The 25304-nt window shown below is 62.5% G+C and carries 27 protein-coding genes; 16 read left to right on the forward strand and 11 right to left on the reverse strand.

Features of this window, described 5'->3' with window-relative positions; all coding sequences use genetic code 11:
- The first annotated feature begins 185 nt into the window (after positions 1 to 185).
- The 7 genes from NKJ23_RS07870 (at position 186) to NKJ23_RS07900 (ending at position 6166) form a co-directional block, all read left to right on the forward strand.
- Entirely contained in the window at positions 186 to 1505 is a 1320-nt protein-coding gene (locus NKJ23_RS07870) for an epoxide hydrolase family protein (RefSeq protein ID WP_502902509.1), read from the forward strand.
- A gap of 130 nt (positions 1506 to 1635) precedes the next feature.
- Entirely contained in the window at positions 1636 to 2172 is a 537-nt protein-coding gene (locus tag NKJ23_RS07875; RefSeq protein ID WP_352679875.1) for a hypothetical protein, read from the forward strand.
- A gap of 47 nt (positions 2173 to 2219) precedes the next feature.
- Complete coding sequence (locus NKJ23_RS07880; RefSeq protein WP_352679720.1) at positions 2220 to 2867, forward strand: cysteine hydrolase family protein; 648 nt, start codon at positions 2220 to 2222, stop codon at positions 2865 to 2867.
- 221 nt (positions 2868 to 3088) lie between these two features.
- Complete coding sequence (locus NKJ23_RS07885) at positions 3089 to 3745, forward strand: VOC family protein (protein ID WP_502902512.1); 657 nt, start codon at positions 3089 to 3091, stop codon at positions 3743 to 3745.
- 91 nt (positions 3746 to 3836) lie between these two features.
- Positions 3837 to 4583, forward strand: coding sequence for an SDR family oxidoreductase (locus NKJ23_RS07890; protein WP_352679726.1), 747 nt, complete (start codon positions 3837 to 3839; stop codon positions 4581 to 4583).
- A 46-nt stretch (positions 4584 to 4629) separates the two neighbouring features.
- Positions 4630 to 5691 (forward strand): alpha/beta fold hydrolase, encoded by a 1062-nt coding sequence (locus NKJ23_RS07895; protein WP_352679728.1) that lies wholly within the window; start codon positions 4630 to 4632, stop codon positions 5689 to 5691.
- A 55-nt stretch (positions 5692 to 5746) separates the two neighbouring features.
- Positions 5747 to 6166: an Ohr family peroxiredoxin gene (locus NKJ23_RS07900; protein WP_352679731.1), complete on the forward strand. Its 420-nt coding sequence runs from the start codon at positions 5747 to 5749 to the stop codon at positions 6164 to 6166.
- Positions 6167 to 6523: 357 nt separating this feature from the next.
- Here NKJ23_RS07900 and NKJ23_RS07905 read toward each other — a convergent pair whose 3' ends face one another.
- Both NKJ23_RS07905 and NKJ23_RS07910 read right to left on the reverse strand, forming a co-directional pair.
- Entirely contained in the window at positions 6524 to 7348 is an 825-nt protein-coding gene (locus NKJ23_RS07905) for a L,D-transpeptidase (protein WP_352679734.1), read from the reverse strand.
- A gap of 171 nt (positions 7349 to 7519) precedes the next feature.
- Positions 7520 to 8182, reverse strand: coding sequence for a haloacid dehalogenase type II (locus tag NKJ23_RS07910; protein WP_352679737.1), 663 nt, complete (start codon positions 8180 to 8182; stop codon positions 7520 to 7522).
- Between the two features lie 151 nt (positions 8183 to 8333).
- Here NKJ23_RS07910 and NKJ23_RS07915 point away from each other — a divergent pair, with 151 nt between their 5' ends.
- The 4 genes from NKJ23_RS07915 to NKJ23_RS07930 all read left to right on the forward strand — a co-directional run bounded on the left by NKJ23_RS07915 (position 8334) and on the right by NKJ23_RS07930 (position 11494).
- Entirely contained in the window at positions 8334 to 9212 is an 879-nt protein-coding gene (locus NKJ23_RS07915) for a branched-chain amino acid aminotransferase (protein ID WP_352679739.1), read from the forward strand.
- A 107-nt stretch (positions 9213 to 9319) separates the two neighbouring features.
- Positions 9320 to 9916, forward strand: a complete 597-nt coding sequence (locus NKJ23_RS07920) for a superoxide dismutase (RefSeq protein ID WP_023677850.1) — start codon at positions 9320 to 9322, stop codon at positions 9914 to 9916.
- 174 nt (positions 9917 to 10090) lie between these two features.
- On the forward strand, positions 10091 to 10534 hold the full coding sequence (locus tag NKJ23_RS07925) for a c-type cytochrome (protein ID WP_352449059.1): 444 nt from the start codon (positions 10091 to 10093) through the stop codon (positions 10532 to 10534).
- Between the two features lie 9 nt (positions 10535 to 10543).
- Positions 10544 to 11494, forward strand: a complete 951-nt coding sequence (locus NKJ23_RS07930) for a cytochrome c (protein ID WP_352679741.1) — start codon at positions 10544 to 10546, stop codon at positions 11492 to 11494.
- An 11-nt stretch (positions 11495 to 11505) separates the two neighbouring features.
- Here NKJ23_RS07930 and NKJ23_RS07935 read toward each other — a convergent pair whose 3' ends face one another.
- From NKJ23_RS07935 to NKJ23_RS07945, 3 genes are all read right to left on the reverse strand, one after another.
- Positions 11506 to 11889 carry an SET domain-containing protein gene (locus NKJ23_RS07935; protein ID WP_352470993.1) on the reverse strand — a complete coding sequence of 128 codons (384 nt, stop codon included), beginning with the start codon at positions 11887 to 11889 and terminating at the stop codon, positions 11506 to 11508.
- Between the two features lie 145 nt (positions 11890 to 12034).
- Complete coding sequence (locus NKJ23_RS07940) at positions 12035 to 12661, reverse strand: LysE family translocator (RefSeq protein WP_352679744.1); 627 nt, start codon at positions 12659 to 12661, stop codon at positions 12035 to 12037.
- 77 nt (positions 12662 to 12738) lie between these two features.
- Positions 12739 to 14850: a S9 family peptidase gene (locus NKJ23_RS07945; RefSeq protein ID WP_352679746.1), complete on the reverse strand. Its 2112-nt coding sequence runs from the start codon at positions 14848 to 14850 to the stop codon at positions 12739 to 12741.
- Positions 14851 to 15527: 677 nt separating this feature from the next.
- Between NKJ23_RS07945 and NKJ23_RS07950 the strand changes: the two genes are divergently transcribed.
- Complete coding sequence (locus tag NKJ23_RS07950; protein WP_023677844.1) at positions 15528 to 15953, forward strand: Ros/MucR family transcriptional regulator; 426 nt, start codon at positions 15528 to 15530, stop codon at positions 15951 to 15953.
- Between the two features lie 115 nt (positions 15954 to 16068).
- Here NKJ23_RS07950 and NKJ23_RS07955 read toward each other — a convergent pair whose 3' ends face one another.
- Together NKJ23_RS07955 and NKJ23_RS07960 are read right to left on the reverse strand one after the other, a co-directional pair.
- Positions 16069 to 16497, reverse strand: a complete 429-nt coding sequence (locus NKJ23_RS07955) for a SufE family protein (RefSeq protein ID WP_352679878.1) — start codon at positions 16495 to 16497, stop codon at positions 16069 to 16071.
- A gap of 112 nt (positions 16498 to 16609) precedes the next feature.
- Entirely contained in the window at positions 16610 to 16978 is a 369-nt protein-coding gene (locus NKJ23_RS07960) for a DUF5330 domain-containing protein (RefSeq protein ID WP_352679748.1), read from the reverse strand.
- Between the two features lie 519 nt (positions 16979 to 17497).
- On the opposite strand from NKJ23_RS07960, the gene NKJ23_RS07965 reads away from it, so the two are divergent.
- From NKJ23_RS07965 to NKJ23_RS07975, 3 genes are all read left to right on the forward strand, one after another.
- On the forward strand, positions 17498 to 19243 hold the full coding sequence (locus NKJ23_RS07965; RefSeq protein WP_352679881.1) for an ATP-binding protein: 1746 nt from the start codon (positions 17498 to 17500) through the stop codon (positions 19241 to 19243).
- Positions 19218 to 19991 carry a peptidoglycan-binding domain-containing protein gene (locus tag NKJ23_RS07970; RefSeq protein WP_352679750.1) on the forward strand — a complete coding sequence of 258 codons (774 nt, stop codon included), beginning with the start codon at positions 19218 to 19220 and terminating at the stop codon, positions 19989 to 19991. The genes NKJ23_RS07965 and NKJ23_RS07970 overlap by 26 nt, the downstream gene beginning before the upstream one ends.
- A gap of 94 nt (positions 19992 to 20085) precedes the next feature.
- Positions 20086 to 20433, forward strand: coding sequence for a DUF1491 family protein (locus NKJ23_RS07975; protein WP_352454316.1), 348 nt, complete (start codon positions 20086 to 20088; stop codon positions 20431 to 20433).
- 10 nt (positions 20434 to 20443) lie between these two features.
- Here the strand turns inward: NKJ23_RS07975 and NKJ23_RS07980 are convergent, their stop codons facing one another.
- On the reverse strand, positions 20444 to 21454 hold the full coding sequence (locus NKJ23_RS07980) for a DUF2336 domain-containing protein (RefSeq protein WP_352679753.1): 1011 nt from the start codon (positions 21452 to 21454) through the stop codon (positions 20444 to 20446).
- 187 nt (positions 21455 to 21641) lie between these two features.
- Here NKJ23_RS07980 and NKJ23_RS07985 point away from each other — a divergent pair, with 187 nt between their 5' ends.
- Complete coding sequence (locus tag NKJ23_RS07985; protein ID WP_023677835.1) at positions 21642 to 21827, forward strand: hypothetical protein; 186 nt, start codon at positions 21642 to 21644, stop codon at positions 21825 to 21827.
- Between the two features lie 14 nt (positions 21828 to 21841).
- On the opposite strand, the gene NKJ23_RS07990 is transcribed toward NKJ23_RS07985, so the two are convergent.
- From NKJ23_RS07990 to NKJ23_RS08000, 3 genes are all read right to left on the reverse strand, one after another.
- Complete coding sequence (locus NKJ23_RS07990; RefSeq protein WP_352679756.1) at positions 21842 to 22390, reverse strand: DUF1254 domain-containing protein; 549 nt, start codon at positions 22388 to 22390, stop codon at positions 21842 to 21844.
- Positions 22383 to 22967 (reverse strand): DUF1214 domain-containing protein, encoded by a 585-nt coding sequence (locus tag NKJ23_RS07995; protein ID WP_352679759.1) that lies wholly within the window; start codon positions 22965 to 22967, stop codon positions 22383 to 22385. The genes NKJ23_RS07990 and NKJ23_RS07995 overlap by 8 nt, the downstream gene beginning before the upstream one ends.
- A gap of 96 nt (positions 22968 to 23063) precedes the next feature.
- Positions 23064 to 25223, reverse strand: a complete 2160-nt coding sequence (locus tag NKJ23_RS08000; RefSeq protein WP_352679762.1) for a transglycosylase domain-containing protein — start codon at positions 25221 to 25223, stop codon at positions 23064 to 23066.
- Positions 25224 to 25304: the final 81 nt, after the last annotated feature.

The raw sequence follows: 25304 nt of genomic DNA on the forward strand, positions 1-25304 counted from the left end.
GCCACCAAGCTTATAGTCTAAGTCAAGTACAACACCTGCACCATAGGCGAACGGTGGCAGGACCCCGCTGCCCGGAGCCACCAGCGCTGACAGCGACTAACAGGGGGCTCACAACAAATAACGGGCGATTCTCGTCCTGCGGGCGTAAGTTTTCGGCAGCACCGAGCACCCCCCAGGAGAGACCCATGAATACGACCAAGACTCCCGAACTAATCGATCAGGACCGCCGCCTGGTTTTGAGCACGGCCGCAATGGGCATTGCCGCCGTAGGTACTGCCAGCCTGCTCCCATCGGTCGCCGCAGCCGCGGGCGATGCGATCCGGCCCTTCAAGGTCAGCTTTCCTCAGGAGGAAATCGACGAGCTTAGCCGACGCGTCGCCGCGACCCGCTGGCCGGACCAGGAGAATGTGGCCGACGACACCCAGGGCGTGCAGCTCGCCACAATGCAGAAGCTCGCGAAGTACTGGGCGACGGATTACGATTGGCGCAAGATGGAGACCCGGCTCCATGCCCTGCCGCAGTTCATCACCGAGATCGACGGGCTGGACATCCACTTCATCCATGTCCGCTCCAGGCATGAGAATGCCCTGCCGATCATCGTCACGCATGGCTGGCCTGGCTCGATCATAGAGCAGTTGAAGGTCATCGAGCCACTCACCAATCCAACTGCATACGGCGGGACCGAGGCGGATGCGTTCCACGTGGTGATCCCGTCCTTGCCGGGCTATGGGTTCTCCGGCAAGCCGACGGCACCTGGCTGGATCCCTGCCCGCATCGCCAAGGCGTGGGCTACGCTGATGCAGCGTCTCGACTACACGAAATACGTCGCACAGGGCGGCGACTGGGGCAACGCCGTGTCGGAGACGATGGCTCTGCAAGAGCCTCCGGGCTTGCTCGGCATCCACACCAACATGGCTGCCACCGTGCCCGCCGACATCTCGAAGGCGCTTGCCGCCGGCGGCCCGGCGCCCGCCGGCCTCTCGCCCGACGAGAAGCGGGCCTACGACCAGCTCGACGACTTCTACAAGAACGGGCTGGGCTACGCGATCGAGATGAACAATCGCCCGCAGACGCTCTACGGCATCGTCGACTCGCCGGTCGGTCTCGCAGCCTGGATGCTCGACCACGACATCCGCAGCTACGAGCTGATCGCACGCGTCTTCGACGGGCAGGCGGAAGGGCTGACGAAGGATGATATCCTGGACAATGTCACGATGTACTGGCTGACCAACACGGCGATCTCCTCGGCGCGTCTTTACTGGGACAACGCGCACCACCCGACGGGAGGCTTCTTCGACCCCAGGGGCATCAAGATCCCGGTCGCTGTGAGCGCCTTCCCGGACGAGATCTACCAGGCGCCGCAGAGCTGGGCTGAAAAGGCGTATCCGAAGCTTATCCATTACAACAGGCTCCTCAAGGGCGGCCATTTCGCAGCCTGGGAGCAGCCCGCGGCCTTCACCGCCGAACTCCGGACGGCATTTCGTCCGCTGCGCCAGCAAATCTGAACCCCCAGAGGGTTCCGCTTGCAGTCACACCTGCTCGACTGTCCAAGGCAACCCGATTGAGCCCGGGACAAAGGAGAACGTCATGTCAGCAATCGCGCAATCTTCCGCATCGCACGAACCCATCACGAAGATGGCAGCCCCCGTCGAGGATCATGAGATCGTCGATTCAAGCTTTACGGCTATCATCAACGCGCCGATCGAGAAGATCGACATTCCCAACTGGTGCTTCGCGCTGTCGGAACATGAATATCAGGGGTGTTCGCCCGCCCACATAGCGGCCGGTTTCACGACGGCGCCGGATGGCAAGCGCATGTCGATCAATGTCGAGATCATCGGCGGCAGCCTGATGGTGCAACACTATGTCGAGACGCTCGGCCGCAAGGATCACCTCATCCTGGAGTCGGTTTCAGACCTCTTCACGCCTACGGGCCGCACCACGATCCATGTGCATTGGGAGCTGAGCGTCAAGGCTATCGACAGTCGCCGATGTGAGTTTACCAACCACGTCCGGTCCTGGGCCACGAAGGAATTCATGGCCTTCTTCGAGCGCCAGGGCATCCCGTTCGAGGTGCTTCGGTCACAGCGCCAGCCCATGTCGATCGCTCACAACAAGGGCGAGACGCCGCTTTTTGCGGCCAGCATCGAACGAGCCGCGCTCAGGAACTGAGCGGCAGCATCTTTCTTGTGATCTAGCCGCTCCATGGAGGAGGCACAATGACGAGGCACGCACATGACCGGGAGGTCACCGCACTTCTGGTGATCGATCCGTACAACGACTTCATTTCCGATGGGGGCAAGATATGGCCCCGCATCCGGGCTGTCGCAGAGGCGAACGGCTGCGTGCCTCACATGCTGCAAGTCCTGAATGCCGCGCGTCAAGCTAAGCTTCGCGTCTTCTATGCAATGCATCATCGATACCGTCCGGGCGACTATGAGACATGGACTTACGTCGCGCCCGTCCAGAAGAGAGCATGGAAGAGCAAGAGCTTTGAATACGGCACCTGGGGCGGCGAGATTCGGTCCGAGTTCGAGCCCAAGCCAGGCGAAACTGTCGCCACCGAACATTGGTGTTCCAGTGGGTTCGCCAATACGGATCTGGATCTGCAGCTGAAAAGGCACGGAATCCAGAAACTCATTGTCATCGGACTGATCGCACACACCTGCGTCGAAGCGACCGTTCGCTTCGCCGCCGAGCTCGGCTACGACGTAACCATGGTGAGGGACGCGACGGCAGACTACTCGGATGAGGAGATGCACGCGGCTCTCGACATCAACATGCCGAACTACGCCAGCGCGATTGTCACGACAGACGAAATCATCGACTCGATTTCTGCCGTCCAGACCTCGGCCGCCGAGGCGTAGTGATGATCGATCTCACACGCGAGGGAATGGCTAACCGTGCGCATCTCACTCTGCACACCGGCGGACCGTTTCCGTGCGCTCGACGCGTCAAAATATGTCGAAGAGAACTTGGCTCTGGCCGACATCCAGCAGAGAGATCCAGAACAGGCTCGGTCATTACGTGGCAACGATCGGGCAGGACCAGGTCCCACCCAACTGGAAAGAAAACGACCATGTCAGACATCGCAACGGCCCGTCAGGGCGAAAAGACCTCCGACACCGCAAGCGCACGTCCCGTCGACCTGAAGTTCGAGGTTGTCGTTATTCCGGTCGCAGACGTCGACCGCTCCAAGCAGTTCTACGAGGGCCTCGGCTGGCGGCTCGATGCCGACTTCGCGGTCGGCGACACGTTCCGGGTTGTGCAGTTCACGCCTCCGGGCTCGCCTGGCTCGATCCACTTCGGCAAGGGTGTCACCTCGGCCGCGCCGGGGTCGACACAGGGTCTCTATCTCATCGTGTCCGACATCGTAGCGGCGCGCGCCGAGCTCATCGCTCACGGTGCAGATGTGAGCGAAGTGTTCCACCGTGCCGGTCCGGGACAGCCTGCTGTCAATGGTCGGGACCCGGAGGGACGCAGCTACGTCTCCTTTGCAACGTTCAGCGATCCCGACGGGAACGGCTGGCTGCTCCAGGAGATCACCACCCGGTTTCCGGGCCGGATCGACTCGAAGGCGACGAGCTTCGCCTCCGAGGGCGACCTGGCCGCCGCAATGCGGCGCGCGTCGGTCGCCCACGGAGAGCACGAGAAGCGGACCGGCGGCCAGCGTGACGAGAACTGGCCGGACTGGTACGCCGAATACATGGTGGCCGAGCAGTCTGGCGAGGAACTGCCGCAGTAGGACGAGCTTCCAGACGGCGGCACACTGCCGCCGTATTCGTCCGCGGCCTGCGGAGATCGTGGCGACCTGACGGCCTTTATCGGAGGAAATCATGAGTACCGCAGCCATCCCCACTCAGCGCGAACCTGAACTTCTTGGCCAGACCGTCGTCGTCATCGGCGGTAGCGCCGGCATCGGTCTGGAGACCGCCCGGCGTGCCCGCGCCGAAGGCGCCCGCGTCATCCTCACCGGACGCAATCGCGACCGCCTCGATCAAGCAGCGTGCGAGATTAGCGCTGAGGGCACCGCCGCCTTCGACGCCAACGATGCGACCCAGCTGAAGTCGTTCTTTCAAGATCTGCCGGACTTGATCGACCATGTGATGGTTACTGCCGGCGCTCCCCATTATCGCTCACCCCTCGAAATTCCTCCCGAGGAGGCACGACACGATCTCACGGACCACCTATTGCTCGCGCTCAATGTGGCACGCAGCGCCGCTGGCAAGGTCGGGTCGGCCGGCTCACTGATATTCATGGGCGGCACGGGCGCACGCCGCCCAAAACCAGGCCTCGCGATCGTCTCGACGGTTACCGTCGCGTTCCCCGCGCTCATCGCCAATCTCGCGCTCGAGCTCGCGCCGATACGCGTCAACCTGATCGCCGCAGGCTTCGTCGACACGTCGGCGTCGCTGCTCGGCGACAACCTCGACAAGCGGCGCGACGAACTGCGCGCGACGCTGCCAATCCGACGTGTCGTCGGACCGGCTGATGTCGCCGCGCTCGCCGTTCACATCATGAGCAACACGGCGCTGACGGGCGCGACATACGACGTCGACGGCGGCCAGCAGCTCGTCTCGTGACTACGCAGGAACAAAGCACATTGCCTCATCACAAAGAGACATCACCATGAACACGATCAGTGTTTGCGACAAAATCGATGAGCGCCGCCGTCGCCTGATCGGTGCAGCCGCAATGGGCATGACGCTTGCCGAACTCGGCATGACCGCGACAGCGAAGGCGGCGCCCAGCGGAGTCGACCAGACGACGGCCTCTGCGATGCACACGGCAAAGAACTCGTTCGGCGAACCCAGGCAGATCGATGCCGGTGTCCTTAATGTCGGCTATGCAGAGGCCGGCCCTGCCGACGGTCCGCCCGTTATCCTTCTCCATGGCTGGCCTTACGACATCCACACATATGTCGACGTTGCGCCCATTCTGGCGGCGAAAGGCCGCCGCGTGATCGTGCCCTACCTGCGCGGATACGGCACGACGCGGTTCCTGTCGGACGAGACGATGCGCAATGGTCAGCAGTCGGCCATCGCTGCCGACATCGTCGCGCTGATGGATGCGCTGGGTATCGAGAAGGCGACGATTGCCGGCTGCGACTGGGGCGCTCGGACGGCGAACATCATCGCCGCCCTGTGGCCGGAACGCTGCAAGGCGATGGTCTCGGTGAGCGGCTATCTCATCGGCAACCAGCAAGCCGGCAAACTGCCGCTGCCGCCGAAGGCCGAGCTGCAATGGTGGTACCAATATTACTTCGCTACCGATCGCGGCCGTGTCGGCTACGAGAAATATACGCGCGATTTCGCCAGGCTGATTTGGCAGCTCGCCTCGCCGCAATGGAATTTCGATGAGCCCACGTTCGAGCGGAGTGCTGCGGCCTTGGACAATCCGGATCACGTCGCGATCGTCATCCACAATTATCGCTGGCGGCTCGGCCTGGCAGAAGGCGAGGCGCAATATGATTCACTGGAGCAGCGGCTTGCTCAGGCACCCGTCATCTCCGTGCCCACGATGACGCTCGAGGGCGACGCCAATGGCGCGCCGCATCCGGACGCCAGCGCTTACGCCAAGATGTTTTCAGGCAGATATAGCCACCGGGTAGTCATGGGCGGCATTGGACACAACCTACCTCAGGAAGCACCACAGGCCTTTGCCGACGCCGTTGTCGAGGTCGACGCGTGATCGAGTTCGCGGCACCGCCCCTCCGGCAGGTACGACAACCACCAAAAGAATGCCTATGAACCCGATCGCAAGGGTTGTTTACACGGCCAGGACCGCAACCACAGGTGGCCGCGAGAATGGCACCTCGCGCAGCTCTGATGGCCTTCTGGACATCAGGCTTTCCATACCCGGATCGGCGCGCATCGGCACCAACCCGGAGCAACTGCTTGCAGCCGGCTGGTCGGCCAGCTTCGCAAGCGCGGTTGCGTCTGTGGCTCACGAACAAAAAATTACGCTGCCGGCCGGAGTGAGAATCGATGCCGAGGTTGATCTGAATCTCGGGGACGACGGCTACTCTCTCAGCACTCGGCTCAACGTCAGCCTGCCCGGCGTGGAGTACAATACCGCACGAGCCCTGATCGACGAGGCGCACGACATTTGTCCGTACTCGAAAGCGACGCGCGGCAACGTGCAAATTGCGATCAACCTGCTCTGAGTGGATTGCATCGATCGTTGAAGCAATTGGCATGGCCAGGGTTACATTTTGGATCATTCCTTCTCGCCAAGGTCTACAAAAACCTGCCACGGCATCGCACCTGTCAGAGCGCATCCAGCACAAATACGGTCAGGATGACAGGAGGGGTATCCCTCCGATCACCGTGATAATCCCTTCTGAGCGCGAAATGTCCGCTCTGGGTCATGAGCTGTCACTGGTGGCGTCTGCACACACGTGCGGCAAAGTCCGCCTCAACGTAGGCATCAAATCCAAAGGCGGGCACCGGAACGGGCAAGCCGACGCTCGGCAAAACCAGCAGGAGCCGTGAGCAATTCCGCCCCCGCGCTTTCGGCCAGCTCAGAAGATCGAGTTGGTCACCGCTTTTATCGGGCCGAGCAGGATCGATCCTTCCGGCACGCCGGCGTCGATCGGGATGGCTTTGCGGTTTGCTGTCGCCACCATCGGCTGGCCGATGTCGGCCGTCACCACGACCGGGGTCTTGTTCGGCACACGATCGTAGAGGTCGATAATGTCCTGGTTCATCAGGCGCACACAGCCCGACGACACCGACTTGCCGATCGACCGCCATTCCGGCGAACCGTGCAAGCGGTAGAGCGTGTCCTGGTTGCCCTGGAAGAGATAAAGCGCCCGCGCGCCAAGCGGGTTCTTGAGCCCGCCGGGCATGCCGCCATTGTCGGCGCTGTACGGTCTTAGTTCGGGCTGGCGGACGATCATTTCGTCCGGCGGCGTCCATTTCGGCCATTTCTGCTTCCATTGGACCACCGCATCGCCCGACCATTCGAAGCCGGCGCGGCCGAGGCCGACGCCGTAGCGGATCGCCTGGCCGCCCGGGCGCACCAGGTAGAGGAAGTGGTTGGTGGTGTCGACGACGATGGTGCCCGGCTGCTGACCGGTCGGATCGTCCACGATCTGGCGCAGGAACTGCGGGTCGATCTTGTCGACCGGTATGGCCGGCAGCTCGAAGCCGCCATCCGACATCGGCCCATACATCGTCACATAGTCGCCGAGCGCCGGCTCGACATAGGTCGGCGGCGGTGGCTCGACCGGCTGCTGCGACAGGGTGGTGCAACTGGAGACCGCGATCGAGGCGGCGCCAAGGGCTGCTGCGTTGAGGAAACCGCGACGGCTAAGGCGCAGAGAGGACGATTGGGGTGTGAACATGATTGCCTTTTTTAAGTCTCAAATCGCAACAAAGCATAAATGCGTCCTGTTGCGCAGGTGCCGAGCAATGCCCGGCGCGATAGGCGGTTCCAATTCTGGCCGCAGGGTGGACAAACAAAGGCAAAGCTGTGACTGGATCGTCACTGTTGCGCCGACGCAACATTTCCGGTGTCACCCCCCGGCGACCAGACCTTCAAGGGACGGCAGGATCAGGGCCGGTGGAAAATCCCGGTATTCCTCTGGCTGATTGGCGCGGTTGATCCACACCGTCCTGAAGCCGAATTTGGTGGCGCCGGCGATGTCCCAGCGGTTGGATGACTGGAAAGAGACAGCGTCCGGATAGAGGCGCCAGCCCGTGGTGACCATGTCGTAGACCGACGGATCGGTCTTGAAGCGCCTGACGCTGTCGACGGAAAAGACGTCGTCCAGGACCTGGTCGAGCGCGGCGGACTTGACGGCCGCCTCCAGCATTTCAGGCGAACCGTTGGACAGGATCGCCAGCCTTGCCCCCGATGCCTTGAGCGCCTTGAGCACGGCCGGCACCTCCGGATAGCAGTCCAGCCGCCAATAAGCCTCGAGCAGCTTCGCTTTCAGTCCGGCATCGGCGGACGGAACCTTGCGCAGGGCGAAATCGAGCGCCTGCTCGGTGAGCTGCCAGAAATCGGCATAGGCCCCCATCAGCGTCCTGACCCAGGAATATTCCAGCTGCTTGGCGCGCCAGATATCGGACAGCAACTGGCCGTCCGGCCCGATCTGGTCGGCGTGACGGCGCACGGCCGCATGCACGTCGAACAGCGTGCCATAGGCATCGAAAACGTAAGCCGCGAACTGCATTCGACAGTTTTGAGGCCGCGTAAGGCAAGGCGCAAGCGCTGATTGCAGTCCGCCAGCCCGCTGGCCTTAACAAATCTCAGCCAAGCCGGTTGACGGCGGCCGCCAAAGCATCTTCCAATGCGCCGCAACAAGCATCGAACGGAACCTGGCAATGACATTGGCGACTGCGGCGCAATCCGCGACATGGACCTTCGTCGACGGCGACTGGTACGAGGGCAATATTGCCGTTCTAGGGCCGCGCAGCCACGCCATGTGGCTCGGCACCAGCGTGTTCGACGGCGCCCGCTGGTTCGAGGGCGTCGCTCCCGATCTCGATCGCCATGCAGCGAGGGTGAACGCCTCGGCGATCGCGCTCGGCCTGAAGCCGACGATGAGCACCGACAAGATCGTCGGCCTGACCTGGGACGGGCTGAAGAAGTTCGACGGCAAGACGGCGGTCTATATCAGGCCGATGTATTGGGCCGAGCATGGCGGCTATATGGGCGTCCCGGCCGACCCGGCCTCGACGCGTTTCTGCCTTTGCCTCTACGAATCGCCGATGATCTCGCCGGCGGGGTTTTCGGTGACGGTGTCGCCGTTCCGGCGCCCGACCATCGAAACCATGCCGACCAACGCCAAGGCCGGCTGCCTTTATCCCAACAACGGCCGGGCCATCCTAGAAGCCAAGATGCGCGGCTTCGACAATGCGCTCGTGCTCGACATGCTGGGCAATGTCGCCGAGACCGGGACCTCGAATATTTTCCTGGTCAAGGACGGCCATGTCCTGACGCCGGCGCCGAACGGCACCTTCCTGTCCGGCATTACCCGCGCGCGCACCATGGCCCTGCTAGGCGAATACGGTTTCACGACGACGGAAAAGACGCTGTCGATCCGCGATTTCCTGGAGGCGGACGAAATCTTCTCGACGGGAAACCACTCGAAAGTCGTGCCGGTCACCCGTATCGAGGATCGCAATCTGCAGCCCGGACCGGTCGCCAAGAAGGCGCGCGAACTCTATTGGGAATGGGCGCATTCGACTTCGCCCGGCTGACCCGCTAAAAAGCGGCCGGCGCTTCGTTTCCGGAGTTGTTCCAGACCAATCCAGTCCTATGTTAGTCCGGTATCGACACCGGATTTTTCCACGAGGGAGTACGACCGATGGCTTTTGAATTGCCCGCCTTGCCCTATGATTACGAGGCTTTGCAGCCTTACATGTCCAAGGAAACGCTGGAATATCACCACGACAAGCATCACAAGGCCTATGTCGACAACGGCAACAAGCTGGCCGCCGAGGCGGGCATGGGCGATTTGTCGGTCGAAGAGGCCGTCAAACAGTCCTTCGGCAAGAATGCGGGCCTCTTCAACAATGCCGCCCAGCACTACAATCATATCCATTTCTGGAAATGGATGAAGAAGGGCGGCGGTGGCAACAAGCTGCCGGGCGCATTGCAAAAGGCGGTCGACAGCGATCTTGGTGGCTACGACAAGTTCAAGGCCGACTTCATCGCCGCCGGCACCACCCAGTTCGGTTCGGGCTGGGCCTGGGTCTCGGTCAAGGACGGCAAGCTGGCGATCTCGAAGACGCCGAATGGCGAGAACCCGCTCGTCCATGGCGCAACGCCGATCCTCGGCGTCGATGTCTGGGAACATTCCTATTACATCGATTATCGCAACGCCCGGCCGAAATATCTCGAAGCCTTCGTCGACAGTCTCATCAACTGGGACTATGTGCTCGAGCTCTACGAAAAGGCCTGATCCGTTCCAGAAAGCCCCGGCAGAACCGGGGCTTTTCTTTTTCAGCATCAGAACGACAGCTGCAAAAATTTCACGCAAGCGTGAGGCGAAGCGTCGGAATTTTTAAGCCATCCTTGCCGTTTGTCATCGGGGTGGGGCCGCATCCTGAATTGCCTTCAACATGGAGCCAAGTGAATGAGAAAGCTTATCCTCGCCATCTCGATGCTCGCCTTCGCCGGTTCGGCGGCATTTGCCGACCCGGTAGCCGACCGGCAGGCCCTGATGAAGGAACGTGGCAAGATCGCCGCCGGCTTGTCGAAAGTGGTCAAGGGCGAGACGCCCTACGACGCAGCTTCGGTGCTGACGGCGTTGCAGGCACTGCAGGTCAATGCCGAGAAATTCCATGCCGGCGTCGACACGCTTTTCCCGGCGGGCAGCGACACCGGCGACACCACGGCGTCCCCAAAAATCTGGCAGGACATGGCCGGCTTCAAGACGGCTGAAGGCAAGTACCTCGCCGACGTCAAGGCGGCGGTCGCCGCAGCACCTGCGGATGCCGACGCGTTGAAGGCGCAGTTCAACACCATCGGCGGCGGCTGCGGCAACTGTCATCAAAACTACCGGGTGAAAAAAGGCTGATAGCGGGCAATGCGCTTGCTGAAGAAACTTGTCGGCGCCGCCTTCGTTCTGGGCGGCGCGGCCGCGATTGCCGGCTGGTTCCTGTCGGCTCCGGTCAGGCTCGATGCCGCAACGCTGGCTGAGCTTGGTCCTGGCGACGCCGCCAGGGGCAAGCGCATCTTCTACGCCGGCGGCTGCACATCCTGTCATGCCAAGCCTGGCTCGCAAGGCGACGCCCGTCTTCAGCTGGCGGGCGGCCTTGAACTCAAGACGCCATTCGGCACCTTCGTGCCGCCGAACATATCGCAGGATACCAGGGACGGCATCGGCGCCTGGTCGGTCGAGGATCTTGCCAACGCCATGCTGAAGGGCGTGTCGCCGTCGGGCGAGCATCTCTATCCGGCATTTCCCTATACCTCCTACGCGCGCATGAAGCCGGCCGACATTGCCGATCTCTACGCTTTCCTGAAGACCTTGCCCGCGGTCGCCGGCAAGGCGCCCGCCAATTCGCTGGGGTTTCCCTTCAACGTCCGACGCGGCCTTGGTCTGTGGAAATTGCTCTATTTGAGCGACCAGCCGGTCGTTTCCTTCGCCGACGGCACGCCGCAGCCGGTGCAGGCCGGCCGCTATCTGGTCGAAGGCCCCGGCCATTGCGGCGAATGCCACACGCCGCGGGATCTTACCGGCGGCACCAGGAAGAGCCAATGGCTGGCAGGTGCGGCCGCCGCCGAAGGCAGCGGCATCGTGCCGAACATCACGTCGGGCGAGGGCGGCATCGCGGACTGGTCCGAGGCCGACATCGCCAACTATCTCGAAACCGGCTTCACGCCGGATTTCGATACGGTCGGCGGCGCCATGGTCGACGTGCAGCGGAACATGGCCGTGCTGACCCCGGAGGACCGCGCGGCGATCGCCGCCTACCTGAAAGCCGTGCCGCCGCACCCCAACGGCTATCCGGCGCGTAAGAAGCCGTCGAGCTGACGGCCGTTGCGTCAGCGGTCGCCGAGAAAGTCGAAGCCGGTTTCGAAGAAGTGATTGTAGTCGCAGGTCATTTCCTCGCCGGGCGCAATGTCGCGCAAGGCATAGGTCTCCTCCGGCTGCGAGACATCGCAATTCGGGTCGTCGGCATGGTTCATGTAGCGCGCATCGTCGGCTTCGAAGACGATGTAGTTCGGGTCGCGCCGGTCCGGATAGGCGTAGCGGTCGAGATAGGTTTTGACCGGCCCGGTTTCCCGCTCATAGGTCTCCACCTCGATGCGCCGGTCGTATTTTGGGTCGAGCTTCCAGACCAGCGTGCCGCGGGCAATGTGGTTCTTGGCAAAGACGCCGATGCCCTGGATGGGCGATTTGTCGAGATAGACATCGACGAGCAACATGGCAGATCCCTGGGTGATTGTGTGTTGGCGCGGCTGTGAAAAGGCCGCGCACTGGGTAGCGCGCGGCCTTTGCAATTGCGAGCGGAAAATCAGCTGTGCCTGCCCATTATCCGAAGCCTCGTACGGCTCGTCGCCTGTCGAGACCCTAGCGCTGTTGCAGCGCCAGCCGGATGCCTAAGGCGCAATAGATACCGCCGACAGCCTTGCCTTGCCATCTCAGCACCGTCGGGTTTCGGCGCATGAATGCACCGAGGCCGCCCGCACCCACGGCGAAAACCACCGTGCTGACGAGGCCCAACAGAACAAAGATGACGCCCAATATTGCCAGTTGAAGCATCACCGATCCGTTTTCAGGCCGCACGAACTGCGGAAGAAATGCGAGGAAGAAAAGCGCGGTCTTGGGATTGAGAACCTCGGTCAAAACAGCCTGCCGAAATGCTTTGGCAGCGGGGATCGCAAGTGCGCTGGCGGCCGGATAGGCAGGCGTTTTCTCGATGATCGCGCGAATGCCGAGATAAATGAGGTAGGCTGCGCCGATGTACTTCACGATGCTGAAAAGCGCCGCCGACGTGGCAATGATCGCCGAAATGCCGACGATCGCCATGAAGGTGTGAACCACGTCGCCGGCCGCGATCCCGGCGCCGGTCGCAATGCCCACCCTGGTTCCGGAACTGGTTGCCCGCGCCACCGTCAGAAGAGTGGCGGGACCTGGGATGAAGACAAAGCCAAGCACAACCGCGACATAAGCTATCAACGTGGCGAGATCGATCATTGGTGGGCTCCGCAACTCTCACCGCCAATGAAGCCACGTCGCGGAACGGAAGGCAATGACGGCTCATCCGCCGATGTTCACGCCGCAAGCTCGGCCTTGCCCGTCACCTTGAGCCCGAAGGCGTAGGTGAAGGCGATTTCCTCCAGTCTTGAAAACCGGCCGGACGCGCCGGCATGGCCTGAATCCAGGTTGATCTTGAACAGCACCGGATTTTCACCCGTCTTGCGGTCGCGCAGCCGCGCCGCCCATTTGGCCGGCTCCCAATAGGTGACGCGCGGGTCGGTCAGGCCGGCCAGTGCCAGGATCGGCGGATAGTCGAGTGCGGCGACATTGTCGTAGGGCGAGTAGGCGGCGATGGTCCGGTAATCCTCCGCCGACGCGATCGGATTGCCCCATTCCGGCCATTCCGGCGGCGTCAGCGGCAAGCTGGCGTCGAGCATGGTGGTGAGCACGTCGACGAAGGGGACCTCGGCGACGATGCCGCCGAAGCATTGCGGCGCCATGTTGGCGACCGCGCCCATCAGCATGCCGCCGGCCGAACCGCCTTGCGCAACGATGCGGTCATGCTGTGTATAGCGTTCGGCGACGAGGTGGTGGGCGGCAGCGACAAAATCGGTGAACGTGTTCATCTTGTTCGCCCGCTTGCCGTCGTCGTACCAGCCATAGCCCTTGTCCTTGCCGCCGCGAACATGGGCTATCGCGTAGACAAAGCCGCGGTCGACCAGCGAAAACAGATTGGTGTTGAACGCGGCGGGTACGGCTATGCCGTAAGATCCGTAGCCGTAAAGCAGGCAAGGGGCGGACCCGTCGAGCGGTGTGTCGCGGTGATGGAGGAGCGAGATCGGCACCAATTCGCCGTCGGCGGCAGGCGCCATCAGCCGGCGCGTGACGTAGTGCTCCGGGTCGTGGCCGGACGGCACTTCCTGGGTCTTGAGCAGCACCCGCTCGCGGGTGCGCATGTTGTAATCGAAGACCTGCGCCGGGGTCGTCATCGACGAATAGGAAAAGCGCATGATCTCGGTGTCGTATTCGTAGGAGCCGGACAGGCCGAGCGAGAAGGCTTCCTCGTCGAAGGAGATCAGGTGCTCCTCGCCGCTCTTGCGGTCGCGTACGACGATGCGCGGCAGGCCTTCCTTGCGCTCGAGCCGGACCATGTGGTCCTTGAAGCCGATCACCGAAAGGATCAACCGGCCCGCTTCGTGCGGCACCAGTTCCTGCCAGTTGGCGCGCACCGGATCGTGGGCCGGCGCCGTCATGATCTTGAAGTCCTTGGCGCCGTCGGCATTGGTGAGGATGAAGAAGATGTCGCCGCCTTCCTCGAGTTCGTACTGCAGGCCGGTCTGGCGCGCCGCAACCAGCTTCGGCTCTGCGAACGGATCGTTGGCGCTCATGATACGGTATTCCGAGGTCTCATGATCGTTGATGCCAATCATGATCCACTCGTTGGAGCGCGTGCCGCCGACATCCATGAAAAAGCCGGGATCGGTCTCCTCGTAGATCAGCCGGTCGTTTTCAGGACCGTCGCCAAGCGCATGGAACAGCACTTTGGAAGGACGGTGGTTGGGGTCGAGGCGGGTGTAGAAAAAACCGTCATTGCCGGCATCCCACACACCGCCGCCGCCGGTGTCCGGGACCCTGTCCGCCAGATCGTTGCCGCCGGCCAGATCGCGGACGCGCAGCGTGTAGAATTCGGAACCCTTGTCGTCGAAGGCCCAGAGCAGCTTGCTGTGGTCGTCCGAATGATCGACGCCGCCCAGGCGGAAATAGGGCTTGCCCTCGGCCTCGGCATCGCCGTCGAGCAATATCTGCTTGTCGCCGCCGTCACGCGCCGTGCGGAAATAACGCGGCTGCTGGCCGCCAAGCTTGAAGGAGGAGCCGTAGGCGTAAGGTCCGTCCTTCATCGGCACGGAAGAATCGTCTTCCTTGATGCGTCCCTTCATTTCCGCGAAAAGCTGCTTCTGCAGTTGGACCGTATCGGCCATCAGCGCCGCCTGGTAGGCATTCTCGGCTTCGAGGTGGGCGCGGATTTGGCCGTCGAGCAGGGACGGATCCCTAAACATCTCTTGCCAATTGGCGGCCCTCAGCCAGGCATAATCGTCCGTCCGCGTTATGCCGTGATGCGTGTCGAAGATCGGCCGCCTCTCCGGCTGCGGCGGCGTGGCGGTCGGAAACACTGGGGTTCTGGTCATTGCGTCTCGCTGTGGAAGCTACTTGAATGGCGAATGAACACGCCGAGCAGCGCGGGTTCAAGGGCTATGATCTATTGTCGTGGTGGCTCGAGAGGACGGGCTGGAGGAGCGGATAACGAATATTTCTTCTCGGACTGCCGCGGTTCTCGCCGTCGCTGCGATGACCCTGCCAGTGCCGGTCAATCTCATGCAACTGCCTTCGCGGCTTGGCAAGTGGCCGATATGGCTGGGTCTACGGAAATACATTACCCCATTTCAATGACACAGCGCACCGCTCCGGCGACGGCTCGCGAGCAACAGTAACGCTTCGCAACCTATGATTTTACTGAATCGGCCGATCATCCAGGCTGTAATGCCGCCCGCAGGGTCAAGCATCGAACTCTATTTACCTGCTGCCGTTTGTGTAATGGCTGCTTGCCGCCGCGTCAGTCGATGCTGGTCTGACCAGAAAAAACGGCAAAGTTACACTTTGCACGAAAGAGTGAAGCTGAATGAGGAATATTTGACTTGTATCGCTGAATAGACCGCAAGAAGCGAATTGACTTACTTGGCGCTCAGGCTCATTAAGATGCCGCGACGCGAATCGCGGAGGCTTTTTCCTGCACAAGTTCGCGCGATGCCCTGCCTGCCAAAAATAGGGCGTAGACAGAAACAATTCTCGTTGGGACCTGAACGCCATGGATATTACCGAAACACCTTCCAGAAACAGTGACGCGCTGATCGAGCTCACCGCCGACGTGGTGGCTGCCTATGTCAGCAACAATCCCGTACCGGTCGGCGAACTGCCGAACCTTATCGCCGATGTCCATGCCGCTCTCGGGCGTGTCGGCGGGGCCGCCGAGCAACCTCCTGCCGACAAGCAGAAGCCGGCGGTAAATCCGAAGCGGTCAGTGCATGACGACTACATCATCTGTCTCGAAGACGGCAAGAAGTTCAAGTCGCTCAAGCGTCACTTGATGACCCACTATGATCTCACGCCCGACCAGTATCGTGAAAAGTGGAACCTGGACCCAAGCTATCCGATGGTTGCGCCCAATTACGCGGCCGCCCGTTCGCAGCTCGCCAAGAAGATGGGTCTCGGCCGCAAGCGCAAGGGACGCTGACAAGCGGCTCTTCCGGTTTGATACTCAAACGGCGCCTACAGGCGCCGTTTTCGCATTGTGGGGAGACCAAAGCTCAGCCCGCCAGTTCTTCATGCCGCCAGCAACTGCCGTGCGGTCAGGCGGTCTGCTTCAGCGCTGCCTCGGCGTCACGCTTGATGCGCTTGACCATCGAGCGAAGACCATTGGCGCGCTGCGGCGACAGGTGCTCGTCAAGTCCGAGCGCCTTCAATGTGGCCTCTGCGTCGGTCCTCTGGATTTCGCTGGCCGGCCGTCCCGAAAACAGCGCCAGCATGATGGCGACCAGGCCGCGCACGATATGCGCGTCGGAATCGCCCTTGAAGGTGATAACGGGGTCGGCACCCCCGCCTTGCTCGGTAGTCAGCCAGACCTGGCTGACGCAGCCCGGCACCTTGTTGGCTTGTATGCGTTGCTCGTCGGGAAACGGCGGCAGTGCTTCACCCAGTTCAATCACATAGCGATAGCGGTCTTCCCACTCCTCGAGCAGGGAAAAGTCGTCGCGGATGGTCTGGATCGTCGTCGTCATTCCCCCGGATATAGTCATCCGGCGCTGCCACGTCACGGAAAAAGAGGAGAAACGCCGCAGGCGCCGAGAGCGAGAGCCTTGCGGTTTAGCGATGAATTCGGCCGAAACAGTCTCAGTTCTTCGCCGGCAAGTGCAGTTTCGCCGGCAGATCGACTTTCGCCGGCAACACGATTTCCTCGGACACGCTGCCGGTGGTCGTCACCGTATCAGGTTCAGCGGCCTTCTCGTCCAGCATGGCGGCCGCGATCTTGGCGGTCTCCCTTGCCCGGGCGGTGATGGTGTGCATTGCCGATTTGCCGGTCTCGCACACGTCCGGCTTGCGCTCGCAGATGCCGGCGATATCGCCGACGGCTTCGCGCGCCGCAAACAGCGCCTGGAGCGGCCCGACGCTTTCGCGGCCCGCATCATCGGCGCCGACACCCAGCGGCAGCGCCAGAAGCACCAGCGAAAACCAGAAAGCAGCTCTTATCAGAAAGCCCATCTGTCTGTCCTTTATGACGTCATGCATCCGAACCGCACGACCCTTGTACGCGATACTGACACAGATGGGCAAAGGACGGCTTGTCCCGAAAGCAACAGTTTTCCTTAAATTTTAGGTAGATTCGAAACGAAGCGTTTTGAAGTTCATTTGCCTCGAACGGCTCAGATTTTATTCAGCAAATGATAACCATCCAACGGATTGTTTTTCCCCGTTATTTTTTTGCATGGTGACAGTTTGATGCCATCGGCCGCAACGTCAGGCGCGGGCGGTGTGGATAACGCTCCGTTTACTATGGCGGCAATTGCCCCGGTTTTTTCCCCGCCGGTATCCCGATATTTGCAGCCTGCCGGGGGACGATCGGCCCAGCCTTATCCATTCCTTAAACGCTGGATGCGAGTTTCGGAATCGACAAAAGCCGCCTGCAAAGCAGGGCCGTTCACGACCGGGTGCGTTGAGTTGAGTGCGATCAAGGCCAGATACGCCGAGTTGCCGGGCGCGATAGCCGCCGGTTGCGAACGGATGGTTCATCCGTCCGTGCTCGGCCAGAGCGATCGTCGCCGCTACAGTCGGTTCATTGGCGCCATGCTGGCGGCTCCTTTCTTCAGCGCGGGTGCAGCGGTGACGCTGGTCACGTCGGGCATGGGCGCGGCCGTGACCGTGGCTGCCATCTTTGCGGCGTTCGGCCTTTGCTGGTTCGCCGCCCTGCTGGTGGCTGCATCGGGCAAGATGACCCTGGCCGGCCAACTCGCCTTGGTCGTCGGCAGCGTTGCCCTCGGTGCCCTTATCGCTGCCGCCGGCGGTGTGGCCTCGCCGGTTGCCTTGCTTGCGGTAGCGCTGCCGTTTGAAGCCTGGTGGATCGGCCAGTCGCGCCGTGCCGTGATCTGGGGCGCCATATCGGCCTTTGTCGCAGTCTTGCTGCAGCCTTTAGCCGGTTCCGTCTTGCCGCTCGACCAGACCGAAATCGCCGCATGGCACTGGCTGGTACCACTGGCCTGGGCACTCACGGTCATTCCGCGTATCGCTCCGCTTCGCGGCGCCGCCAACGCACAGCTCGATCCGGCCGGCAGCCACCGGCTCGAAGACCTGATCGACGCCGTCGTGCTGCGAATCGCTGCGCATGGCGAGGTTCTGGACGTCTCGGCTAAGGCACGCACTATGCTGAGGCTGCCACCGGAGCTGCTTTTCGGCACCGGACTTTTCGATCGCATCCATCTGTCCGACCGCGTCCCGTATCTCAGTGCGCTGGCCGATATGCGCGATGGCGCCCTGTCGCGCCGGCTCGACCTTCGCGTACGGCTGCCGCAGAGCAGCGGCGTGACGGCCGACAATTACCGGCCGTTCTCGCTCGAGATGATGCGCGCGCCGGGGCAGGAGACTGTCTTCACGCTTCTTCTGCGCGAGAACGACGAACTGACCGGCCTGCGCCAGGAGCTTGCCGCTGCCAATGAGGCGGCTGCCTCCGCCGAGGTGGCGAAAGGACGCTTCCTTGCCGTCGTCAGCCATGAGTTGCGCACCCCGCTCAATGCCATCATCGGCTTTTCCGACATGTTGCTGCACGAGATGTTCGGCAGCTTCAAGGATCCGCGCCAGAAGGAATATGTCGGGCTGGTCAGGGATTCGGGCCAGCACCTGCTTGCCGTCGTCACCTCGATACTCGACGTATCGCGGATCGAATCGGGCGCTTACGCGACCGAACCGGAACCGTTCCGCTTCCGCGAAGCGGTCGAGATGTGCCAATCGATGATGCGCCTGCAAGCCGAGGCAAAGGCCATCGATCTGCAGGCCCAGATCGCGCCGGACGCAGGCGAAATAAATGCCGACCGTCGCGCCGTGCAGCAGATCCTGATCAATCTGGTCTCTAACGCGATCAAGTTCACGCCCGAAGGCGGCAATGTCGTCATCGGCGCCAAGCGCATCGGCTCGCGGCTGCATTTCTGGGTCCGGGATACTGGCATCGGCATCGCCGAGGAAGATTTCGCCAATCTCGGCAAGCCGTTCATGCAGATCCAGAACGACTATACCCGCCGTTTCGAAGGCACAGGCCTCGGGCTCTCGCTGGTGAAGGGGCTGGTGGCGCTGCACGAGGGCACCATGTCGATCGAAAGCATGCCGGGCGAGGGCACTACGGTGACGATCAGCCTTCCCGTGAGCGGCCCGACGGGCCGCTCGGCGGAGAAGGCCGGCGTGGTGCCGATGTCCGCGGCCAAAGCCAGAGCGGACGATGGCAAGGGGGAGAGCAATGGGTCGCTCCGCAAAACAGCCTAAGGCGGTCAAACGCCGCGGCAATGCCTTCGAGCACGGAGCTATGGCTCTGGGCAGCCTGATCTCGCGCAATCCTGTTGTGGTCGGCGGCTCCACCGCATTCCTGGTGACGCTGTTCTACGTCTCGGCGAACGCGCTTTGGTACCAGCCCTTTCCGCATGCCGGCGCGTTTTTCGTCACCAGGAGCATCGAGCGCTTTCCCCGGGCGGACAGCGACGAGCCCGAAACCACCATCAATATCGTGCGTCCGGCCGCTGCGCCGATCAAGAGCGACCCGGTCGTCGAGCAGGTCCAGGGCATATTGAAGGATCTCGATTTCTATTCCGGCACCGTCGACGGGATTCCCGGACCGAATACGCGCAAGGCCATCCAGGCCTATCAGCAGAAGGTCGGATTGAATGCCTCCGGCGAGATCGACAGCGTCCTGCTGGATCAACTGGGCGCCACGCCAAAGACCGCGGCCGTGGTGCCGCATCCGGTGCCGCGGCCGGTCGAAACGGCCGCTGCTCCGGCCGCCATTCCAGCGTCCGCACCGGCAAATGCGGTGGCGCAAACGCCTGATCCCCGCATCGTCAAGATCCAGGCCGGACTGAAGGCGTTCGGCAATGACGACATGCAATTGGATGGCGTCGTCGGCGCGCGCACCAAGGCCGCGATCAAGGAATTCCAGGCGCTGTTCGGCCTGCCCGAGACCGGCGAGCCCGACGAGATCGTCTACGTCAAGATGCGCGAGATCGGCCTGACCAACTAAGGGTCGAAACGGCCGCTCGCCGATCGCCTGGCAAAGACCGGTTACGGTCTTCCGGCCAATGCTGTAAGGACCGCCGCATGTCCAGGACTTCTCCATGCGGGTAACCACCGATCTGTGGGTGTCGGCGCTGTTGCGCCGGGTTTTCAGCGCCGGCGGCTTTGCCGCCGTGGTCAAGCGCGGCGCGACGGAAGCCGGCGCGGTTTTCGTGCTGGCGCGGGGCAGGCTGGGGGAGATAGCGCTGTTCGGGCCGGCGCCGCAGACGAGTTACGATTCAGCCAGGCCGGACGACCGTTTTTTCAGCCTGCTTGGCGAAGGCGACGATGCCGCCATCTTCGACGCGCGGCTGGAGCGCGAGAAGAGATTCGATCCGGATATCTGGGTGGTCGAGATCGAGGCGGGCGCCATTCCCGTCGAGGAGCTTATCTCGGTCAAGGCGTCTTAACGGCAAGCCTTCAGATGCGACGCGCCTTTGGGCTGGCGGCTATATCGGCGCTGTTCGGCTTGCGCAGGTCGGCATTTGCGGCGACGCGCCCAGGCTTGCGAACAATTTTCGATACGGTGTCGGCCTTCCAGCCGCGGAGCCGGTCCAACGCCGCGTCGCGGTGCAGCAGGCGGTAGCGGTCGAGGAAGATGCGGATCGCCTGCGGGTGCGGAAACTCGGTCGGATAGATGGCGGCCGTGATCAGGAACGCCTTGTCTTCGCTGAGGTCGAGCGCGCGCAAGGCGGCCAGCAGCGGTGTGTAATTGTGGCTCGCGGTGAGCGTCCGCGCCGTTGAAAAATCGACTTCGAGCGCATCGGCGAGCGCTGTCTGGAAGAATGCTGCATTGCCGGTCAGCGCGGTCTCGCGCAGCTTGACATAGGTTTGTGGCTCGACGAACGGACCGATAGCGCCGCCGCTCTCGGTGCGCATCATGAATCGCAACCGGCGGCGTACAGTTTCAGCGGCATCGGAAGCCTCTTGCCTGTTGACCTCGCCCGCAACCACTTCGGCGTTTTCGGAGGCGGCTTTGGCGGTTGTTTCCGGCTGCTGCTGCGACCGCACCAGCGTCGGCCTTTCGAGCACTTTGATGAGATCCGCGATCGTTTGATTGAGATCCTTGCGGCGGGCAATGGCACGGGCATGCGGCAGGCCGTGACGTCCGATCAGCGCGATCAGGTCGACGTCGCTGAGGGCGCGCGAGCGGATGAGCAGCGGAGCGGCGATGTCGACCCGCTCCTGGCAAAGCCGCCGCACCAGCGCGGCGGGTGCATATTCGCATTCGGAAAGGGCTGCCGCGACGTAGCGGCGCGATTCGACCGAGACATTCTCGAAAAGCGGCAGCGTCAGGTCTTCGAGCTGCGCGATTTCCCGGCGCGAAGGGCGGGTGAGCGAGCAGAACGCCGATACCGCGGCGCGAAACAGCCTTTCGGCCTTTCCCGATTCAGCTCCTGCTGCGATTTGCCTGAAATCCGAAGCTGACACGAAGGATACGCCCGACACTCGACACGATCTGGACAGCGCTCTGCCGGGCTGTACCGGTTTCGCGTCTCCCAAGAACAAAGATCAATTTAGCGGAGATCCGTTAGCGCTCCGTTAACCTACTGCCTTCTTAATCGACTATGGAGGCGTTGCGTTGTGCTCCGGGGCAACCGAGAGGAATACGCGAACCATGGGCATGGTACTGTCTTTCGTGCCGCGAACGGCGGCAACCAATCGAGCACAACAAGCCGCGCCGGCGGCAGTGATCATCTTTCCCGGGGTGCGCTACGAGCAGCGGCCGCTGACGGGCGAAACGCGGCCGGCCGGCCCCGACAAGCCGGGACCTTCGGGAACATTGCCGGTACCGCATCACTGAGCATCGGAACCGGCTTAAAAATCCTGCAGTTCGCAGGAACTCTGTTCGAGAAACCGCGAGACGATCGGTTTCCAGCTGTCGTCGGGCACGAACGAACGGATGACGAATACGCCTTCCTCTATCGGCGCCTCGACGAAGATGGCCCCTTGCAGTTCCTCGGGAAGATCCTTGCGGACCTCGATCATCTGAGCCGGCGTCAGCACAACGGTGTCGAGCATGCCTGCGGTCGCGCTGTGGTCGTTGAACGAGTAGATGTTGTGGCCGCCGCGGTCATAGACCGATATCGACCAGAATGGCACCTTGCCCGGCGCCTTGACCCGCACCATCCCCTCGGCAAGGTCGAAGCGGCATGCCGCCGCATAAAACAGCGGATCGACCGATTTCACCACCGGCGCGCCGCCGGCTTCCGCGTCGAGCCTGGTCATCTTGTAGAGATCCGAGGCCATGGCCAATCGCGACCAGGCGTCGCGTTCGGAGAACTCGGGGACGAGCAGCAGCACGATGACGTGCACGATGCCGGCGCCGAGCAGGCCGAGCAGCACGGCATGCAGCAGGCTACGCATTGCAGCCGACCTTCTGGATTTGTGGCAGCGTGACGTCCGAGAGACCGGTGCTGCTGGCGATCGGCGTGTCATAGAACGTAAGCACCAAGTACATCTTGCCGGCGCCGCTGGTCAGCAGCCAGTTGCCGGGCGCAGGGCGGCTGCCGACGGAAATGACCACCGAATTGTCGGCCTGGCGCAGCACTTGATAGGACTGCAGCGCAGCCGGCCTCGGCTTGCCGGTCTCGACCACGCCAAGCGACTGGTCGGCGGCATAAAGCGTCCAGAACCGGGCGGTGGGAAAGCCGCCCGCAATCTTGTAGGCACATTGCCGCTTGAGCTGTTCGCCGCCGGAATCGCGCTCGGCGATGAAGGACAGTCCTTCCGCCTGTCCGAGCGCCAGCACGCCTTCGCGAGCCACGCGGGCCTTCGAATAGGGATCTGCCGTCGGCGTGCCGATATCGGGGAAGGCGGTCCATTGGCCGATCCTGATGGCGCCGACGCCATCCTGCAGCTTCAGTGCATACCAGACGCTGCCGCCACCGCCACCGACGGCGATGGCAAGCGAAAGCAGTGTCAGGAAGGCGTTCTTGAGCATGAGGAGGCAGGGAACCGAAGGCCGGGACTGAAAGATTGCCGCTCGGGGATATCGCGGCGCAGGGCCTTGTGGCAAGCGGCCCCGCGCAATTGGCCGTCACAGCGCCGACAGGGTCTCCGGCGCAGCAGGCGCGTCGAGCACGGGTGCCGCCTGGAACAGCCTGGTCAGTTCCTTCAGGGTCTGGGTGGTCCGGCTGGACAGCACCGGCGGACGCTCGGCTGCGGCATCGGCTGCTGCCTGTTCGGCGTTCTTCTTTTCCGCTTCCTCGGCCTTGGCGGCAATTTCGGCATCGACGAAGGGGTGATCGAGGCCGGGGATCGGTCTGAGGTCGATATTCTGGTGCGCATAGAGCATCAGGCGCTGCCACACCATGGCCGGCAGCGTGCCGCCGGTCATCTTGTTGGTCGCGGTGAAGTCGTCATTACCGAGCCAGACGGCGGCCGTGTAGTTGCCGGTAAAGCCGACAAACCAGGCATCGCGGTAGGACTGGGTCGTGCCGGTCTTGCCGGCGACGACGATGTTTGGAAGGGCTGCGCGCCGGGCTGTACCGATCACCGGCACCGCCGCCAGCATGGTGTTCATGTATTTGAGCGCCTGCTCCGACAGCACCCGGTGCGGCGGCGGCGCATCCTTGGCGAAGTCGTAGACCACCTCGCCGGTACGGGTGAAGAGTTGGCTGACGCCGTGCCGGGTTCCGGCAAGGCCGTTCTGGGCAAATACGCTGTAACCCGTCGCCTGGTCCATCACGGTCATGCCCGACGTGCCGAGCACCATGGTCTTGTGCGATTCAAGCGGCGACTCGACGCCCATCGCCTCGGCCATCGCCTTGATCGGCTTGATGCCGAGATAATCCTTGGCCAGCCGCACCGGCACCGTGTTGATCGATTTGGCCATCGCCGTGATCAGCGTGACGTTGCCGGCCGACCCGCCATTGTAATTGTGGGGCGACCAGCTGCCCCAGGAAATCGGTCCGCCGGAAACCACCGAATCCGGCGTGAAGCCATGCTCCATCGCCGTCGCATAGACATAGGGCTTGAACGAGGAGCCGGTCTGGCGAAGCGCTTTGGTGGCGCGGTTGAACTGGCTGGCGCCGTAGTCGCGGCCGCCGACGATCGCCCTGACCGCGCCATTGGTCTCGATGACCACGATGGCGCCCTCGGTGACGTTGTATTCCTTGCCGAACTGGCGGAGGTGGAACTCCATCGATTCTTCGGCCGCCCTCTGGATGTTGGCATCGAAGGTGGTGTGGGCGACAAGCGAGTGCGGGCCGCCTTTGGCGGCGATCTTCTTGACCTCGTCGAAGGCCCAGTCGAGGTAATAGTCGGGGCTCTTCTGCTCGCCGCGGTCGACGATTTCGGCCGGGTGCAGCCTTGCCTGCAGCACCTGGCCTTCGGTCATGAAGCCGGAATCGACCAGATTGGACAGCACCACGTTGGCCCGCGCCCGGGCGGCGGGCAGGTTTATGTGCGGCGCATATTTGGTCGGCGCCTTGAACAGGCCGGCCAGCATCGCCGCCTCGGCAAGGTTCAGGTCCTTGACGCTCTTGCCGAAATAGAAATCGGCTGCCGCCTCGATGCCGAAGGTGCCGCCGCCCATATAGGCGCGGTCGAGGTAAAGCTGCAGGATTTCCTTCTTCGACAGATTGGCTTCGAGCCACAGCGACAGGAACGCTTCCTTGATCTTGCGCTCGAACGTCCGCTCATTGGTCAGGAACAGGTTCTTGGCCAGCTGCTGGGTGATGCTCGAGCCACCCTGGACGACGGAATTTGCCCGCACATTCTCGAATATGGCGCGCGACAGGCCGAGCACATCGATGCCGTAATGGTCGAAGAAACGGCGGTCTTCGGTCGCCAGCACCGCCTTGATGACATGGTCGGGCATCTCGTCGACCGGCACCGAATCGCGCTGGATGATGCCGCGCTGGCCGATCTCGTTGCCGTAGCGGTCGAGGAAGGTGACGGCGAAGTCGCCTTGCGTGCGCCAGTCACCGGCGGTTATCTGGAAGGCCGGCAAGGCCAGCGCCAAAAGCACGACGATGCCGCCGGCACCGAGCGTAAAGCCTTCACTCAACAGTTCGATCAGGCCGCGGCGCCAGCCGCCGACGCGGAAACGCCGCGAGAAGATGGTCGCCGCCTCCCAGAACTGGCGCGCCCTGAAGCCGATTTCGTAGACCGAGGAATCGATCCATGCATCAACCGCCAGCAGCCTTGCGGCGATCGGACCTCTTCTCTTGCGTGGTTCCAAAGGACTGGCCATTCCAGGATCCGGCTGCGGCGATGCCGCCAACTGAGAAACCGCACACCGGCAATCTCATGGCGGCGCGCCGCTATGACTATT

The sequence above is a fragment of the Mesorhizobium sp. M0184 genome (assembly GCF_040322215.1).
In the GTDB taxonomy this organism is placed as follows: Bacteria; Pseudomonadota; Alphaproteobacteria; order Rhizobiales; family Rhizobiaceae; genus Mesorhizobium.